The sequence below is a fragment of the Methanobacterium veterum genome (assembly GCF_000745485.1).
GTDB classification, from domain to species: Archaea; Methanobacteriota; Methanobacteria; order Methanobacteriales; family Methanobacteriaceae; genus Methanobacterium_D; species Methanobacterium_D veterum.
Map to the genome: position 1 here is coordinate 57,062 of NZ_KN050694.1, position 17,176 is coordinate 74,237.

Annotated in this window: 14 protein-coding genes; 10 read left to right on the forward strand and 4 right to left on the reverse strand. The window is 30.7% G+C overall.

What is annotated here, in order from left to right; genetic code table 11:
* The first annotated feature begins 124 nt into the window (after window positions 1–124).
* The 7 genes from EJ01_RS16760 (at window position 125) to EJ01_RS14200 (ending at window position 7,952) form a co-directional block, all read left to right on the forward strand.
* Window positions 125–1,135 carry an acyltransferase family protein gene (locus EJ01_RS16760; RefSeq protein WP_052376235.1) on the forward strand — a complete coding sequence of 337 codons (1,011 nt, stop codon included), beginning with the start codon at window positions 125–127 and terminating at the stop codon, window positions 1,133–1,135.
* Between the two features lie 128 nt (window positions 1,136–1,263).
* A complete protein-coding gene (locus EJ01_RS17885) occupies window positions 1,264–1,950 on the forward strand; it encodes a DapH/DapD/GlmU-related protein (protein ID WP_052376237.1) in 687 nt (228 codons plus the stop codon).
* Window positions 1,951–2,060: 110 nt separating this feature from the next.
* On the forward strand, window positions 2,061–3,131 hold the full coding sequence (locus EJ01_RS14180; protein WP_048082386.1) for an acyltransferase family protein: 1,071 nt from the start codon (window positions 2,061–2,063) through the stop codon (window positions 3,129–3,131).
* Between the two features lie 41 nt (window positions 3,132–3,172).
* Window positions 3,173–4,132 carry a glycosyltransferase family 2 protein gene (locus EJ01_RS14185; protein ID WP_048082387.1) on the forward strand — a complete coding sequence of 320 codons (960 nt, stop codon included), beginning with the start codon at window positions 3,173–3,175 and terminating at the stop codon, window positions 4,130–4,132.
* Window positions 4,133–4,754: 622 nt separating this feature from the next.
* Complete coding sequence (locus EJ01_RS14190; RefSeq protein WP_048082388.1) at window positions 4,755–5,690, forward strand: glycosyltransferase family 2 protein; 936 nt, start codon at window positions 4,755–4,757, stop codon at window positions 5,688–5,690.
* Window positions 5,691–5,715: 25 nt separating this feature from the next.
* The gene (locus EJ01_RS14195) at window positions 5,716–7,116 is read left to right on the forward strand and encodes an undecaprenyl-phosphate glucose phosphotransferase (protein WP_048082389.1); all 1,401 of its coding nucleotides are present in this window, start codon (window positions 5,716–5,718) and stop codon (window positions 7,114–7,116) included.
* A 104-nt stretch (window positions 7,117–7,220) separates the two neighbouring features.
* The gene (locus EJ01_RS14200) at window positions 7,221–7,952 is read left to right on the forward strand and encodes a DUF4012 domain-containing protein (RefSeq protein WP_245611225.1); all 732 of its coding nucleotides are present in this window, start codon (window positions 7,221–7,223) and stop codon (window positions 7,950–7,952) included.
* A gap of 359 nt (window positions 7,953–8,311) precedes the next feature.
* On the opposite strand, the gene EJ01_RS14205 is transcribed toward EJ01_RS14200, so the two are convergent.
* On the reverse strand, window positions 8,312–8,575 hold the full coding sequence (locus EJ01_RS14205) for a hypothetical protein (RefSeq protein ID WP_048082390.1): 264 nt from the start codon (window positions 8,573–8,575) through the stop codon (window positions 8,312–8,314).
* A gap of 469 nt (window positions 8,576–9,044) precedes the next feature.
* On the opposite strand from EJ01_RS14205, the gene EJ01_RS14210 reads away from it, so the two are divergent.
* Window positions 9,045–9,653 carry a hypothetical protein gene (locus EJ01_RS14210; protein ID WP_048082391.1) on the forward strand — a complete coding sequence of 203 codons (609 nt, stop codon included), beginning with the start codon at window positions 9,045–9,047 and terminating at the stop codon, window positions 9,651–9,653.
* 91 nt (window positions 9,654–9,744) lie between these two features.
* Here EJ01_RS14210 and hemL read toward each other — a convergent pair whose 3' ends face one another.
* Both hemL and EJ01_RS14220 read right to left on the reverse strand, forming a co-directional pair.
* Window positions 9,745–10,998 (reverse strand): glutamate-1-semialdehyde 2,1-aminomutase, encoded by a 1,254-nt coding sequence (gene hemL, locus EJ01_RS14215; protein ID WP_048082392.1) that lies wholly within the window; start codon window positions 10,996–10,998, stop codon window positions 9,745–9,747.
* Window positions 10,999–11,091: 93 nt separating this feature from the next.
* Window positions 11,092–11,733 (reverse strand): cobalt-precorrin-8 methylmutase, encoded by a 642-nt coding sequence (locus tag EJ01_RS14220; protein WP_048082749.1) that lies wholly within the window; start codon window positions 11,731–11,733, stop codon window positions 11,092–11,094.
* Between the two features lie 488 nt (window positions 11,734–12,221).
* Between EJ01_RS14220 and EJ01_RS14225 the strand changes: the two genes are divergently transcribed.
* Together EJ01_RS14225 and EJ01_RS14230 are read left to right on the forward strand one after the other, a co-directional pair.
* Window positions 12,222–12,677, forward strand: coding sequence for a MarR family winged helix-turn-helix transcriptional regulator (locus EJ01_RS14225; protein ID WP_048082393.1), 456 nt, complete (start codon window positions 12,222–12,224; stop codon window positions 12,675–12,677).
* 139 nt (window positions 12,678–12,816) lie between these two features.
* Window positions 12,817–14,718, forward strand: coding sequence for a YhgE/Pip family protein (locus EJ01_RS14230; RefSeq protein ID WP_048082394.1), 1,902 nt, complete (start codon window positions 12,817–12,819; stop codon window positions 14,716–14,718).
* A gap of 296 nt (window positions 14,719–15,014) precedes the next feature.
* Here the strand turns inward: EJ01_RS14230 and EJ01_RS14235 are convergent, their stop codons facing one another.
* Window positions 15,015–16,496: a pseudomurein-binding repeat-containing protein gene (locus EJ01_RS14235; RefSeq protein ID WP_052376239.1), complete on the reverse strand. Its 1,482-nt coding sequence runs from the start codon at window positions 16,494–16,496 to the stop codon at window positions 15,015–15,017.
* Between the last annotated feature and the right edge of the window lie 680 nt (window positions 16,497–17,176).

Genomic DNA, 17,176 nt, shown 5'->3' on the forward strand with positions numbered 1-17,176 from the left:
CAAAATATAGAATAAACAACACCTAAAAACAAAATCATTTATATTAGATGTTTTATACTGAATTAATGGTGATATAAGAACTTATTTAACATTAATATTTATTATAACCATTTTTGTGATTACAATGATTAGAGATCTTAAATTAGACAACTTAAGGGGATTGGCTATACTTTTAGTTGTTTTAGCTCATTTTATAATGGAAAGCAGCATCTACAGTTCTTCTGCTTTTTATTTTACATGTAAATTCATATATCTCTTTCACATGCCTTTGTTGATATTTGTTAGCGGTTATCTTTCTAAAATTAGGCCAGATAATGTGTCAAAAGCTTTTAAAGGTATTTTAATACCTTATTTAATATTCAATACCCTCTGGATTATCGTTGCATTTTTACAAAATGGACATTTACCTTCAGCCATGTATTTTGTACCTGAAGTTGGTTTATGGTACCTGCTGAGTTTATTCTTCTGGAGAACAATGTTACCTATTGCAAACATGGTAAAACACGCCTTTTGGATCAGTATCTTGCTGGCCTTATTAGTAGGAACTATTAATTTAGATTTAAGCTTCTTGTCAATTTCCAGGACTGTATGTTTCTTCCCTGTTTTCCTTTTAGGGTTCTACTTCAAAGATATAAAAGAAAAATTCACCATAAACAAATATCTGGCAGGAGGATCTTTAATCATTCTACTTACAGCATCTACTTTCTTCTTTAAACATTATTCTGATAATCTGGTTGGAAAACTTTCCTATTCTGCTATGGACCTTGGAAATTTAGAAGGAATGGTTTTAAGGCTGCTGGCTATAGCTGTTGGGATGATAAGTGTCATTCTTTTATTTAACATAATGACATCTAAAGAGACGGTTTTAACTAAAGTTGGGAGAAATTCACTATCTGTGTATGTTCTGCATTTCTATTTCATATTTTATTTACCAGATATTCTCAATTACTTTGGTTTAAAGTTTATATTCCACAGTTATCTACTCACTGCCATCTATGTTATTTCAGCCACGGTTATAGTAACATTTATCTTATCACGTGATGTAGTTAGTAAAGGTGTAGATGCCATAATAAAAAGTGTTACAAACTTTTTATTAAAAGAATATAAGCTGATTTATACCCGGAGGTCAACATAAACATATTTAGAAAAGAAAAACTTGAACTAAAAAGTTATATTTTATTCATTAATATCACATCGGGTACTTTTTAAAACTATTAAGATAGTTTTATAAGCAGATTTAATCGTAATTTTGGGGGATTCATTATGAATATATCTGTATCAACGTTTAATAAATATTTTAAGATAATTAAAGAAATTTTGAAGCTTAAAAGTAAATTGGCAGTTTTTAAATCAATATATTACAGTTTTAAATTTAGAGGAAGAGTTTTTATAGGTAAAAATTCAGTATTGGATTTAGGCAGTAACGCTCAAATAATAATCAAGAACAATGGCTGTCTAAAAGTGGGTGTTGATTATGCTTTACCGACAGGAACTATATTATATGTCCAAAACAATGGAAAACTCATTGTAAATGGATGGGCAAGTTTTATGAGGGATAGTTCTATTTCTATAATGAATAATGCAGTATTAGAAATAGGAAATGGTTCTTATATTAATGAACAAGCTAGAGTAAAAGTTCAAAAAAAATTATGGATTGGAAAAGGGTCTTTTATTGCATGGAGATGTAATATAATGGATTCTGATGTACATAAGCATGCTGAATCCTGTGTTGATCTGAATAAAGTTTCTGCTGATGATATCACAAAGGAAATTTATATTGGGGACCATGTATGGATTGGGGGAAACTGTACTATTTTAAAAGGAGTAGCAATTGGAAGTGGTGCTGTAATTGGAGCAGGTTCTGTTATATCGAAAAATATTCCTCCTAAAGTTTTGGCTGTTGGGAATCCATGTAGGGTACTAAAGGAAAATTATCAATGGAAGAGTTAGTAATATACATTTTTCATATAAATATTTTGTTTAATGTTAAAGGGTATATCTGGCGACGTTTATTAATATGGGACTATACTAATACATTGTAAAGAGTACTTGTGGTTGCAATGATTAGAGATCTCAAATTAGATAACTTAAAGGGAATGGCTATAATTCTAGTAGTTTTAACCCATTTTATACAGGAAACTCAATTTTACAATCTCTTTGCGTTTAATTTTACTTATAAATTCGTATATCTTTTTCACATGCCATTATTTATATTTATTAGTGGATATCTTTCTAAAATTAGTCCAGATAGTGGTATGAAAGCATTTAAAGGTGTTTTTATACCTTATTTGATATTTGAAACTTTATGGATTGTATTTATCTTTTTAAAAAATGGAACTATTCCTTCAGCCATGTATTTTGTACCTGAAGTTGGTTTATGGTACCTGCTGAGCTTATTCTTCTGGAGAACAATGTTGCCTGTTGCAAATAGGATAAAATATATTTTCTGGATTAGTATTTTGGTAGGATTATTTGTAGGGGCTGTAGATTTTAAAATAGGATTTTTATCAATTTCCAGGACTATCTGTTACTTCCCTGTTTTTCTTTTAGGGTTCTATTTCAAAGATATGAAAGAAAAGTTCGTTATAAACAAGTATTTAGCTGGAGGAATTTTAATTGTGCTGCTTACAGCAGTCACGTTCTTAGTTAAGCCATACACAGCTAACATTTTAGAGCTAAAACTTTCTTATTCTGCTCTGCACCTTGGGAATTTAGAAGGAATTATTTTAAGGTTTATAGTCATGGTTGTTGGAATGATAAGTGTTATCCTTTTATTTAATATCATGACTTCTAAGAAGACATTTTTAACTAAAATTGGAAGGAATTCATTGCCAGTTTATGTCCTGCAGTTTTATTTCATTTTCAATTTACCTATTATTATTAATTACCTTGGTTTAAATTTTATATTCAAGGACTATCTTCTTACCACTCTCTATGTTATCTCAGCTACAGTTATGGTAACATTTATCTTATCTAGAGATAAGGTGAATGAATATGTAAATACTTTAATTAAAGTTGTTACAGGAATTTTGGTAAAAGATGAATCGCAAAATGATAATGATTTTCCATTTAGCAATATACGTGGATTCTTGGATAAAATATTAAGCTTTAACAGCATTTATAAGAGATAGAAAATTTAAGTATACTTATTAATATAAAAAAAGGAATTTCTATGGATACAAAAATTTTAGTTATTATACCTAATTTCAATGGGAGACACTTCCTTAAGACGTGCCTTGATTCGATTAAAAAGCAAAATTACCTCTTTTATGAGGTAATAATCATAGATAACGCGTCATCTGATGAAAGTGTAAGGTATATCCATGAAAATTATCCTGAATTCACTTTAATACAAAATAAAGAAAATTTGGGCTTCGCAGCCGCAGTTAATCAGGGAATTAGGAGTTCATCTTCAGAGTATGTGTTTCTTTTAAATAATGATGTTGAACTAGAGCCAGATTCCATTTCAAATCTTTTAAAATGTATTGAAAAAGATGAACGTATATTTGCAGTCTCTTCCAAGATGATCCGCTACAACGATAGGCGTAAAATGGACGATGCTGGAGATGAATACACTATTTTGGGCTGGACCCGGAAAGTAGGCGATGGAAAATCTCCGGATCTATATGTTGCAGAAAGAGAAACTTTCAGTGCCTGCGCTGGAGCTGCTCTTTATAGAAGAAGCATTTTAGATGAACTGGGCTGCTTCGATGAAAACTTCTTTGCATATATGGAAGATGTGGATATCAGCTATAGAGCAAGAATTCAAGGATATAAATGTGTATATTGTCCTGAGGCGGTTATCTATCATTTTGGCAGTGGAACCAGTGGTAGTAAGTATAATGAGTTTAAAATCAGATTAGCTGCAAGGAATAATGTTTATGTTCCATATAAGAATATGCCATGGCCTCAACTGGTAATAAATGGTATTTTTTTACTTGCAGGCTACTTCATAAAGTATATATTTTTCTTTAAAAAAGGACAGGGCAGTACCTATTTAAATGGTCTAAAAGAGGGATTTAATTCTTTAGGGAAACTTGAAAAAACGAAATATGAACATAAAAATATTACCAATTATTTAAAGATAGAATGGCTTTTAATTAAAAATACTGTAAAATTTATTTTTTTTTAATACAAAGCCTTTTAATATACTGTGAAAATATTACCAATTACTTAAAGATAGAATGGTTTTTAATTAGAAATACTGTTAAATTTATTTTTTTTATACAAAGCCTTTTAATATACCTTTGAAAATGTAAGATGTATTATTTAAAGATAGAATGGCTTTTAATTAAAAATACTGTAAAATTTATTTTTTTTTAATACAAAACCTTTTAATATACTGTGAAAATGTAAGATGTGGTATTTGATATGATCTATAATTATAAGTACCTGTAAATTAAATTTTTTAAATAAAAATACAAAATTTTTACTAATTATATTTAACTGGATATTATTAATTATATTTATTATTAGACTTAATTTTTTCTAGATAATGTACTATTTTTTTATAAATATTGCATTTTTTTTTAATTATTTGACTAAAATATGTTTTTTTATTAAAAATATTATTAAATTTATTATTATATGAAAAATGTATAGTAAAGCTTATCTTTCTTATTTTAATATAATATTATAACCTCCTGAAATGTTAAATAACTTTTCAATCTAGTAATCAAAAAATTAAAGAAAGTATTACTTCAGATTGAATGTTTCAATTCTCAAGTAGAATATTTTATATAGAGGCGGAGTTTATGGACTTATCTATAATAATAGTGAACTATCGTACATATGATTTAACAAAACAAACCATAGAATCTGTAATCAACAAAAACCACCCTTTCAGTTATGAAATATACGTGGTGGACAATGCATCAGCTGACGGCAGTCTCGAAAATCTAAAAAAAGATTTTTCCAGAGAATCAGAAAATGGTCTAATTAAATTTATTGCAAATGAAGAAAATAAAGGCTTTGCCCACGCAAACAATTTGGCCCTGAATCAAATATCTTCTAAATATGTACTGTTACTTAATTCTGACACCATAGTTGTTGACGACTGCATTGAAAAATGCATAGACTACATGGAAAATGATAATACATTAGGTGCAGTGGGATGTAAAGTTGTTCTACCAGACGGCACGTTGGATAAAGCATGTAGGAGAAGTTTTCCCAATTTCAATGTTTCATTTTATCGAATGACAGGATTGTCACATATTTTTCCAAAAAGTGAACGTTTTGGAAGGTATAACCTCACATATCTTGATGAAAATGAAACTTATGAAGTTGATTGTTTAGTTGGAGCTTTCATGCTGCTAAGATCTGCTGCTATCCGTCAAGTAGGGCTTCTAGATGAAACATTTTTCATGTATGGGGAAGATATTGACTGGTGCTATAGAATTAAAGCAGCTGGCTGGAGAATAGTGTATTACAGTGATGCTGAAATAATCCATTACAAGGGAGCAAGCAGTAAACAAAAAAACAAGCTCATATATGAGTTTTACAGGGCAATGTATATCTTTTACAACAAACATTACAAAGATGAATATTCTAGAATTATAACCGCAATTACATATGCAGGAATATGGGGAATGTATGGATTAAAACTATCTTTAAACACATTAAAAACTAACTATGGCATGATTATGCCCAATAAACCTCCAAAAGAACCTGTTTCGCAACTATCTAAATGAGATATATTGATGAATTGGTGATGGAATGATCAGGCAAAATCAAAGATTTTTTAATCTGGCTCAAGTAATTATAGACATAATGGTAATCGCATTTTCACTCATATGCGCATGGTTTGTCCGCTTTCAGAGTAATTTATTTATTCATGAGTCTAATTTAGGTTTTGGATACTATATGTTATCCCTTTTAGTCATTATACCATTATATATTTTATTATATTCTGTTTTTGGTTTATATACACCTCAAAGGACTAAAAGCGTTAGATCATTGCCTGTAAATATCATTAAAGCAAATGTTATGGGATTATTAATGCTTGTGACATTCCTTTTTATAATTGAACAAATTGATTACTCCAGGTATTTACTTGCATTATTTGCCGTATTCAGTACAGTATTTTCCAGTATTGAAAGAATCATATTCAGACAATCACTTCGATTTATACGCAGCAAGGGTTTTAATATTAAATATATTCTAATGGTAGGGGGAGGAGTACTAGGTGAACAGGTTGCAACTAAACTCAATCAGCGTGAATATCTTGGATATAATATAATAGGATTCTTAGATGATAATATTGAAAATGGACATAAAATTGCAAATTCCCAAATAATAGGAAACATTGATGACTTATGTGATGTTATTTTAACAAATCAGATAGATAAGGTAATTATAACAATATCACCAAGACATTCTGCTCTATTGGAATCTATAATAGATTTATGCGAAAGGTATGGTGTAAAAGCAGAAATTGTACCTGATTATTATAGATACTTCCCTGCAAAACACTATATCGATATGATAGATGACATTCCAATTATAGACATTAGATACGTTCCTCTGGATAGTTCGTTTAAAAAAATTGTTAAAAGAATTTCAGATCTTTTATTTGCTATAACAGGCATTATACTTCTTTCACCTGTTCTGCTTTTAACCGCGGTTATAATAAAATTAAGTTCTCCAGGACCAATTATATTTAAACAGGAAAGGATAGGGTTTAACAGGAGAAAATTTGTGATGTATAAATTTCGTAGTATGAAAATTCAGGACGAAGAAGCAGAAAAACATCAATGGACAGTTAAAGATGACCCCCGTACCACTAAATTTGGTTCATTTATCAGGAAAACAAGCATTGATGAACTTCCACAGCTTTTTAACATATTAAAAGGAGATATGAGCTTAATAGGCCCTAGACCTGAGCGCCCTTATTTTGTAGAAAAGTTCAGGGAGGAAGTTCCAGATTACATGATTAAACATCATGTACGTCCCGGGATGAGTGGTTGGGCTCAAGTACATGGGTGGAGAGGAAATACTTCCATCAAAAAGCGGATAGAATTTGATATCTATTATGTGGAAAACTGGACTTTAATTTTAGATATAAAGATATTTCTAATGACTTTAATCCAGGGTTTTGTTAATAAGAATGCTTATTGAATGATTTTTGAGCATATTGAATCATACCAATATTTACCAAAGGTTATATGGTATGAATTACTATTACTATTTTTAAATTCAAGATTTGATTGTAGGTTAATAATATGTCATTGAAAGATATGTCGTGGAAAAAGAAAATTGCTATCATAATTCTAGTCATTTTCATTGCCGGCATTTTATTTGTAGCTTATGAATATGAAACTACAACTTCGGATGAAAATGTACTGCAAGGAGACCATAACATACTTATTCTCTGTGCAGACCCTTCAGAAAAGAGGCCGGGTATTGGGGCTGTAGATATGGCTTTTGTAGTCCATACACATGATGGAAATATTGAAAATGTAACACCAATATATCCTGGCGGTATGGCCCATCCAACTGCTTCACCTCCGGAGTATCTAAAAGAAACACAGGGCGTAAATAAGCTTTATCTCCATGATTCCCTATGGGATGCTAATGTAGAGACCGGAACTAAGCTAGCTCAAGAGATTGTTCAGTATAATACTGGTTATAAAACGGATGTTGTTGTAGTGGTAACTCCTGATGCTATAGATGCGTTGATAAATTCTATTGGGCCGATATACGTTAATGGCACAGATGTTACTGGTAGTTCTATAGCTTTCGTACGAAATGAACAGTATAATGAAAATATGAGCAGGGGTGAAGCCGTAAAATCGGTTATGAATCCTATGATAAATGCTATAAAGGATAAAAGTAAATTTTCTGCATTTTTACAGACAGCTACTGCCCAATATGCTCAAGGGAACATAATAGTTGTCCCAAAAGATGCATTTGTAAAGATAGCTATTGCATATGGGTTTAAATCTTTACTTTAATTTGTTGAATCAAAAATCTTTCAGAAATTCCATCAGAATCCCTCAAATTTTCAATTTTCGAATGTTTACAAAATCAAAGATTTTGTAACTGCAAACACAACGTGTTTCGTGTTTGTTGGCTTTGGTTTTTGAGAATTTCTGCAGGATTTCTTTTTTTATTAGTTAATAGGTAGTATCCACTCTAACTAGGATAATACACATCATCAAGTATTATAGTAAAAACAATACTTATATACATTAAATCCACTTCAAAGTATGTTAAACAAAGGATATTTATTTAAATGCGGTATCAGCTGATTTAAGTGCAACAACTTAATTGTTTTTTATTTTTAAAATTAAAAGTTAGTCAAATCTATGGTTTATTTAGTATTCCATACGTCTTCAATTTCATTTAATGAAAATTCACCTAATTTACGATGAAATTGAGTATTGTCCCAGTAATTAAACCATACTTCTGAATTTATAAGCTCAATATAGTTTGTATTCACTTTGTAAATATTAAGTCGTAATTTAACACTTAATAACACACCTTCAGTAATTCTGAAAATTTCTTTATTTTTTTCAGACTTATCTTTTATAAACCCAATGTCTTTAATTTTTTCTATAAATTCTGTCTTTTCCAACCATGATTCTCCTTTAAAATTTGTATAAATATCTGTTTTTTTGTAATAAATAGTTTTTTTAAGTGGGCTTTATAACCGTGCCAAATCCAACAAGATTAATTACAGTTATAACGGTAAAAGAAGGATATATTGAATTACAGTTTAATCTTTATAACTGGATATCAGCATGTTTCTATGGAAATATAAAAGTTTGAGAGTAGTTTTAGTTAGTGCAATTTTTGCACAATACTCCAGAGCGTTTTTTTTTTCAAATATATCTTTAATTTAGAGTATTGCATATTGGCATACTTATCACAAATAGAAACAATAAATTACCTGAAAATATTTAATATCGTTTAAATTATAATCATAAATTATGCTTTGAAATTATGTAAAAATCTGCTTAAATAGTAGTATTATTTGTGCAATACTACTAGTATTATATAATACGTTAACAAATTTAACTAATGTATAATAGTAAGGTGTTTTGATGTCATCAGACAGTAATACGGGCAAGCCATTTGATCTAAATTTCTTTGAAAATCTAAAAAGATCAAATTATGACAATGGATATTTAATATGTCATAAATGCTATGGATATTATCCTCTTAAAGAAAATGAATCACCAGATGACTTTTTAGAATGTGAATGTGGTAGTAATCTGGAATTTTATGAAGATATTGATGATTTTATAAAGATCAAAGATTCAAAAGACTTAAATGGTGGTAACTCCGGAACAGTGAACAGTAATTATGATGAACTGCAGGAAATAGAAAATGCCCTTAAAAGCAAATCTGAAAAGAGAAAAAAGTTTTTTGAAGATTTATCAATGCGTATTAAAATGCAGGAAGACATATTGACTGAGATTAACTATGGAGAAAACGGACTATGGGATACACTTGAAGAAAAAAGTTTAGATGAAGGTATCATTGAAAACGCTGCTGTAAATATGGCTGTACAGGAAAATAATTTTTTATCTCATGTTAAAAAGCAGCGGTCAAGAGCAGAACGTGCGGAAAGCCATTATTTTACAAAAATAAGTGCAACTTTATTTATTATAACTGCGTTGGTGCTTTTATTCTTATATGCAACCACTTAAAATCATTTTCTTTATTTCAAACAATTATTTAAAATTTAGAAATAGGGGGGGGAGGGTAAAACCCCATAACGGATATAAACACTAAAAAATTTTAAACTTTTATTGCTTTTTCTACTGCTTCCAGTGTTTTTTGAATATCTTCCTTGTCATGCATGGATGATATGAAGCAGCATTCAAACTGTGATGGCGGAATAAAAACTCCATTTTTAAGTAAAGTCTGGAAGTAATGGTTGAATTTTTCAGTATCTGCAGATTTAGCACTGGCATAATCATATACTTCTTTATCTGTAAAGTATAACTGGAACATAGAGCTTAAACCAGCTATTTTAAAGTCCAGATTATTATCGGAGAGTATATCTTGAATTCCAGTTCTTATCAACTTTCCTTTTCTCTCTGATTCTGCATAAAAATTATCATTAAGCTGGTTTAACATTGCAAGTCCTGCAGTAATTGATACTGGATTTCCATTAAATGTCCCTGCTTGATAAACAGTGCCTGCTGGAGCTATCATTTCCATAAACTCTTTTTTACCAGCTAAAGCACCGATAGGGAATCCTCCACCAAGAATTTTACCGAAAGTTACAAGATCGGGAGTTACACCAAAATATTCTTGAGCTCCACCTTCAGCTATTCTAAAACCAGTGATAACTTCATCAAATATTAAGATAATATTATTTTGGCCTGTAATTTCACGTAAAAATTTTAAATAGTCTTCTTTCGGCGGAATAAAACCTACATTTCCCATTATAGGTTCTACAATTATGGCTGCAATGTCATCCCCTTCTCTTTCTATTAAATCTACCACAGCTTCTTTATTGTTGAAAGGTATTAAAACTGTATTTTTTGTTGTATCTTCGGGTACACCTGGTGAATCTGGCAATCCTGCAGCTCCAGAACCTGATTTTACGAGAACGTAATCATGTGCCCCGTGGTAGGACCCTTCAAATTTGATGATCTTTTTTTTACTTGTAGCTGCCCTTGCGAGTCTTATGGCACTCATAGTTGCTTCTGTACCTGAATTTACAAACCGAACCATTTCGGCACATGGTACTTTTTTAATTACAAGTTTTGCAAGCTCAATTTCATTTTCTGTAGGAACACCATATGCTGAACCTATTTTAAGCTGTTCTACAACTTTACCCATTATTTTTTCGTTTGCATGACCTAAAACGAGAGGCCCATATGCGAGGCAGTAATCTATATATGAATTTCCATCAACATCTATTATTTTAGAACCTTTTGCTTCTTTTGCAAAGAAAGGATATGGTTTATAAGCTCTAACAGGAGAATCTACTCCTCCTGGAAGATAATTTTTGGCTTCTTTGAATAATTCTTCAGATTTCATATTTTTAACTCCGTATCTTGTTAGCTAATTGGTAAGTTTGGAATAATTAAATGTAATTTAGTTTGGATTTACACGTATAATATGGCTTACTGTTTAATCTAATTTTTCAAGTCCAATAAGCGAATTTGCAATGGCCACTGCAACTGGTGTCCCGCCTTTTGGCCCTTGAGTTATAATATTAGGTATTTTGGTCTTTGTAAGTGCTTCTTTAGATTCTGCAGCACCAACAAATCCGACTGGGACCCCTGCAATGGATCTAGCTTTCATACCTTCATTTTCAACCAGATTTATAGCTTCAAAAAGTGCTGTGGGGGCATTTCCAATTACAATAATTCCATCAAAACCTTCTTCATGTGCAATGCGCATTGCAGCGGCTGCTCGAGTTATCTGTTCTTCTTTTGCAAGTTTAATGGCATCTTCATGGCTGATATAACACTTTATTTCACCTTCATATTTATTTATTCCAACTTTGACCATATTTATGTCTGTAAGAATGTCTTTCCTGGCTTTAATTGCTTTTATACTTTCATCAACAAAATTAGAAGATATTTCAGTGATATCTGCATATTCCGGATCTGCTGTAGAATGAACTATTCTCTCAACTATCCTTTGCTCGGCTGGAGAAAGATCCTTTATTTTATCTGCAATTAATGATCTTACTATTTCTCTACTTTTAGAAGCTATATCATAGCCCTGTTTTGTTGATGCACCCATGAAAATAGAATCGTTACCCATTTTTTCACATCTTAGATTTTTAATTTTAATTATTGTTACTATATTTAAAGAAGACATTGGATATAAGTCTGCAATCTGATTTAATATCTCTTACGCTCAGTCTATGACACGCGCAAATTATGCATGTTAAATTATAATTTTAATAAGGAATTATCTTTAAATGTAATTCAACCATATTCGCATGAAAATTACATTATTTATAATTACATTATTTTGCACAACTTCTGGCTCATGAACGTTTCTCAATTTTTAATTGGTGGTGAGAATTTATATTTTTTTGCAGTTTGCATCTGGTTGTACATAATCTTAATTTCTGACACTTTGATTTTTAGTTATGGTTTAATTTCCAAATTTTGTTATGCTAATTAGTTAACATTATCAACGTAGTCAAATTACGTCAGAAATGCTGCTTTGATTGATAAGTTTACACAAAGTTTTTATAATATAAATATATAATAGTTGCCTAAGCAACGATTATGAGGTATTTCATGGAAAAAAGTGAATTAATTGATCTAGATGACTTTCTGATCTATCAAATTTATGGATCTGCACGATTGTTACGATTTCAACTTCAAAAGTTGTTAGATGAGAATGAACCTAATTTTACACCAGAACAGGCATTTTTACTCTATAAACTATATGGGAATGATGGTCAATCACAGAGACAGCTTGCAGACAAAATTTTGAATGATTATCCTAATATAACCCGGCTTATTGACAAGCTGGAAAAGAAGGGATATGTACGCAGAGAAGTTGATGAGAACGACCGCAGGATGTTTAAAGTTTACATGTCAGAGGAGGGTAAATCTCGTTTTAATAGTTTTATTCCCTTGATAATGCATCAAAGAGGAAAATTATTAGAGAACATCAGTTCTGATGAGGAAAAAATAGTTAAAGATGTATTAAAACGTATAGAACAAAATGTACAGAAATATTCTTTATAATTTTTGTAGTTTTCCAGTTTAAATTTACTTCAATAGTTGCTTATGTAACTATTATTAAAGCAATTATTGCTGGGGTAATTAAAAATAAAAAGTTTAGTAAAATCCGTGAAAAAGTATATAAACTGTTTAGGTGGTTTTAATGATAAAAGAATCAATTAAAATATTTAAAAATGATATTAAAACGATTAAACAACTTCCAATACTCGTGGTCTTTTTGATAGTGATTATCTGTTTACCTTCACTGTATATTCTGTTTACCGTTCCTTCTGCATGGGATCCCTATTCTCAAACTTCAAATATGAAAGTTGCTGTAGTTAATGAAGATATGGGTTATAGTACTAATGGAACGCACTATGATATTGGAAACATGTTAGTTGATGAGTTAAAAAATAATACCAATTTTAGCTGGCAGTTTGTTGACAAGAGAACGGCACTAGATGGTGTTAAAAATGGAAAATATTATGCAGCTTTGATAATTACAGGTAATTTCAGTGAAGATTTACTTTCCATCGAAACTACAACTCCTCAGCAGGCTAAAATACAGTACATAGACAATGAAAAATTGAGTCCGATTGCAACAAGGCTTACCAGTGCTGGGGCTAATGAGATACAAACTAAAATTAATGGTGAAATAGTTAAAACCATTGATGGGATTATTTTTGGTAAGCTCAGCGATGTAGGGAAAGTGGCTAAAGAAAATAAAGCACAATTCATTAAGTTAAGATCATTTGTAAATGAGTTAAATGGAAAAATAGGCGTTATAGATTCTTCAATATCTGAAGCAAATTCAGATATGGGCACAGTACAGAAAATATGGCCTAAAGTTAGTGATGCACTGCCTGAAATACAAAAATATTCCAATTATGCAAGGAATAGTTATGATTCTCTGTACAATCAAATTTTAGCTGATCCACACAAATCTTTAACTAAAGTTCAGGACATGGAATCACAGGTCAGCACAACCATAACTGGTCTTAAGTATGTCGACGCGATTTTAACCAGTTTATACAATGCGACAGGTGACGCTCAGCTAGAGCCTGTCATTACACAAATTGAAACTGATATCGGCTATGCAAATCAAGTTCTCACAGTTTTAAAACATATAGAAACTGATATAAAAGATGGTAAAAACCCTAAAGGGAAATTAACCGAGTTAAAATCTTTAATTGACCAGATGGACGATGGTGTAAATACCCTCGTAGCAAACAAAGCCAGAATAAACCAGAAAATTAACAAAGCTGCGGCCACATTAAATATGGTTAATTCAAAATGGCCTACAATTAAAAATGTTATACCTATAGCTGCAGCTAAGCTTAATTCGATAAATGAGGAGGATATAGATAAATTAATTGCATTCTCAGATACTAACCAGGGTGATGTTAAAAATTATTTTGAAAGCCCGGTAGAACTAGAAAAAGAAGGTATGTATCCTGTGAATAATTATGGATCTAGTCTTGCTCCATTTTATATTGCTTTATCGCTATGGATAGGGTGTCTTATAGCTATAGCTATGGTAGCTGCGCGCGTGAAATCAAATATATATTCTGTTAGGGCTGCTTATTTTGGAAGAATGAATTTATTTTTAGTAATAGGCTTTTTTCAGTCATTATTGATCGCATTAAGTGTATTGCTCTTAAATGTACAAAATTCATCAGCAGCCCTAATGACATTAACCATATTGATCATAGGCATGTGTTTTATGATAATCATGTATTCAATAGTTTCAATCTTTGGAAGTCTGGGGAAAGTAATAGCAGTTTTACTGTTGATTTTGCAAATTGCGTCTTCGGGAGGAATTTATCCTGCAGAACTCCAGTTCACTTTTTTCCAGGTTATACAGCCATATTTGCCCATGACATATGCTATTAGAGCTCTCAGGGAAGTAGTTGCAGGAGTTTTATGGAACAGTTACTGGTACAATTTAGGAATATTATTTATATCCACAAGCATGATCTTAGTGCTGGCATTGCTAATTACAGGAAAAATAAAAAATTCACAAGATCTAGAAGAAAAATTAAAGGACAGCGGGTTAGTTGGATAATTCTTAAATATTTAGTTAGCTATTGCAGGATAATTCTACTCTATTTTTTATTAAAATAGATGTTTTACGTTGGACATTAATGGGATACGCTTAATGCCCAATGAAAACAATCTTAATGCAAATTAAATAGTGATTTTGTACTTATTTATAATTTCATTTTTGTGATTGTGTGTTTTTGTGCATATTTTATACGTAAAAAAGCTTAAAATTATATGCCATGTAAATAGGTCTGATAATTGAATTTAAGAAATAAAAACAAAAGTATCTATTATTTTAAAAATAAAAAGGAAAGGACATTATGTCCCTGTTACAAATCTAAATGTATATGCAGTACCTAAATTGTTACCCGCACTGTCTTTAACAGCAGATGCTGGAATGTAGATCTGATACACGTTGTAAGCGTATCTTTTTAAATCCATTTTGATTGAGAGAGTGTTGCCGCTTATTGATTTGCTGATTACCATTGTTTTTCCAGTACTCAGATTTATCATGTATATTTTAGACCAGTTAACACTTGATTTGATGTTTTCACTGAATTTGATGGTAATAGTAGATGTCCTTGAAACTCCAGTAGCACCATTTTGGGGAGTGCTTGAAGTTACTTTTGGAGCTGTTGTATCCGGTGGTGTGTTTCCAGTTGATGCGCTTCCAACTTTAGTGTCTAACGCGTTTATAAATGTGTTTGCATCACTGTTTTTCTTAGCTGTTGAATCACTCATGTAAGTTTCATAGATTATAGTGGGTATTCCTTTATTAGCAATAGGCACTGTAACGTACTGTGTACTTGTTGGATTTGGTGGGCTGTATGTCACTAAAAAAGGCATAGCACTGATTATCTGGTTAGCATAGGTTTTAGTTATGGCAGTACTTGAAATTGGATATAAAAATCTGTAGTATTCATATCCACTATCTGCACCGTGATTTTCGTGAACATCTACCACTAACATTGGATTTTCTTTAGAAACAGCAGGTACCACGAATTTTTGGGCTAATAACTGTCCATTCATTCTTCCTTTGCTGTAATCATCTGCATCCTTGGTTACATGAACCTTGTAGATGACGTACCTTTTACTGAGAGTCGCTGATTTACTTGCCAGAGCATTTGCAACAGCGGTATGAATTCCATTTTCCTGTGGATGTACACCTACTATAATTACTATGGTTTTATTGGAACTTAGATTCCCGTAAACTTCTTTTTCCACATAACCATAGCTTGTACTGCCTATTACATTTGCGCTATTTGGTATACTAATTGTTGACCATGCATTCACTGAAACGTAGTTTGGTAGCACTTTATTTGTTTTGTAGTAGTTGAGTACCTTTGAATACATATAAACCATAGATTCAAAGCTGATGGTGTCTCCAGTACTGGTTTGTGTGGCGTAATTGGGTGCTCGTCCATTGGAATCCATGTAAGACTTAACGCGGTTTGCAATATCTAAATATTCTGCTTTAGTGATATTTCTGCTTGTAATGTTTTCTGATGGAGCAGTTGCGTTACCATAGTCTTTAAGGCTAATTGTTGCATTGGACTTGTTGTTGTTGATATTTGACACTGCTGTAGTTGAAATTTCTAAGAATTGCTGCATGTTCACCTGTTTTCCAGATACATTTACAGTACTTGGAAGTGTGTGATTTGTTTCTACGTATGATTTCACCGCAGTCGATGCATTAACAACCTGATCTGTTGTGACGTTTGTAGAATTTGCTGCAGATACGTTGTTGATACTTAAAAAAAGTGCCATAACAACTATCCCTGCAAAGAACAATTTCCGCATTTTTCCGCCTCCTTATTAATCTAAATAAAATCTAAATTAAATCTAATCAAAGGTTTTTAATTTAAAAATTATTTACAGATCTGGATAGTTATCCATATCTTATAAATTATTTGGTTTTAAATCAAAAATAAAGAATTTAAATAACGTATTTTATCATTTAAAACATTCTAGTCATGTTTCATTAACCCTTATTTCATGTATCATTTATTTATTATCAATTATAATATTTTAAATAATTTTTAATGATATTTTAGAATTGATTAGATTTTTTAGAAATTATTAACCATTTATATAAGCTTAAAATAAGATAATAAAGAATATAAAATCGAATTGTATATTATAAAATTAATGTCTATTTTTTTTGTAGTTTAAACCTTTAAATTGGGATATAGTGTAAATTTAAAGGATTATATTTAACTGATTTTATCTTTTATTGGACAAAATGATACTCTAATTTACATATATTGCATTAGGAAGTTATTTGTGAATTAATACTATTTAATTTAATCTTAATTAATTATTAAAATTGTATTATGTTATTAAAATTTAAATAAATTTATTACAAATAAAGGAAATAGCATAACTGCTTTTTATGAAAATATTTAAATAAATAAAGCTCCTTAAACTTTATAGATATTATAAAAAGAAGTTACTACAAGAATATAAAGATCATTAAATCA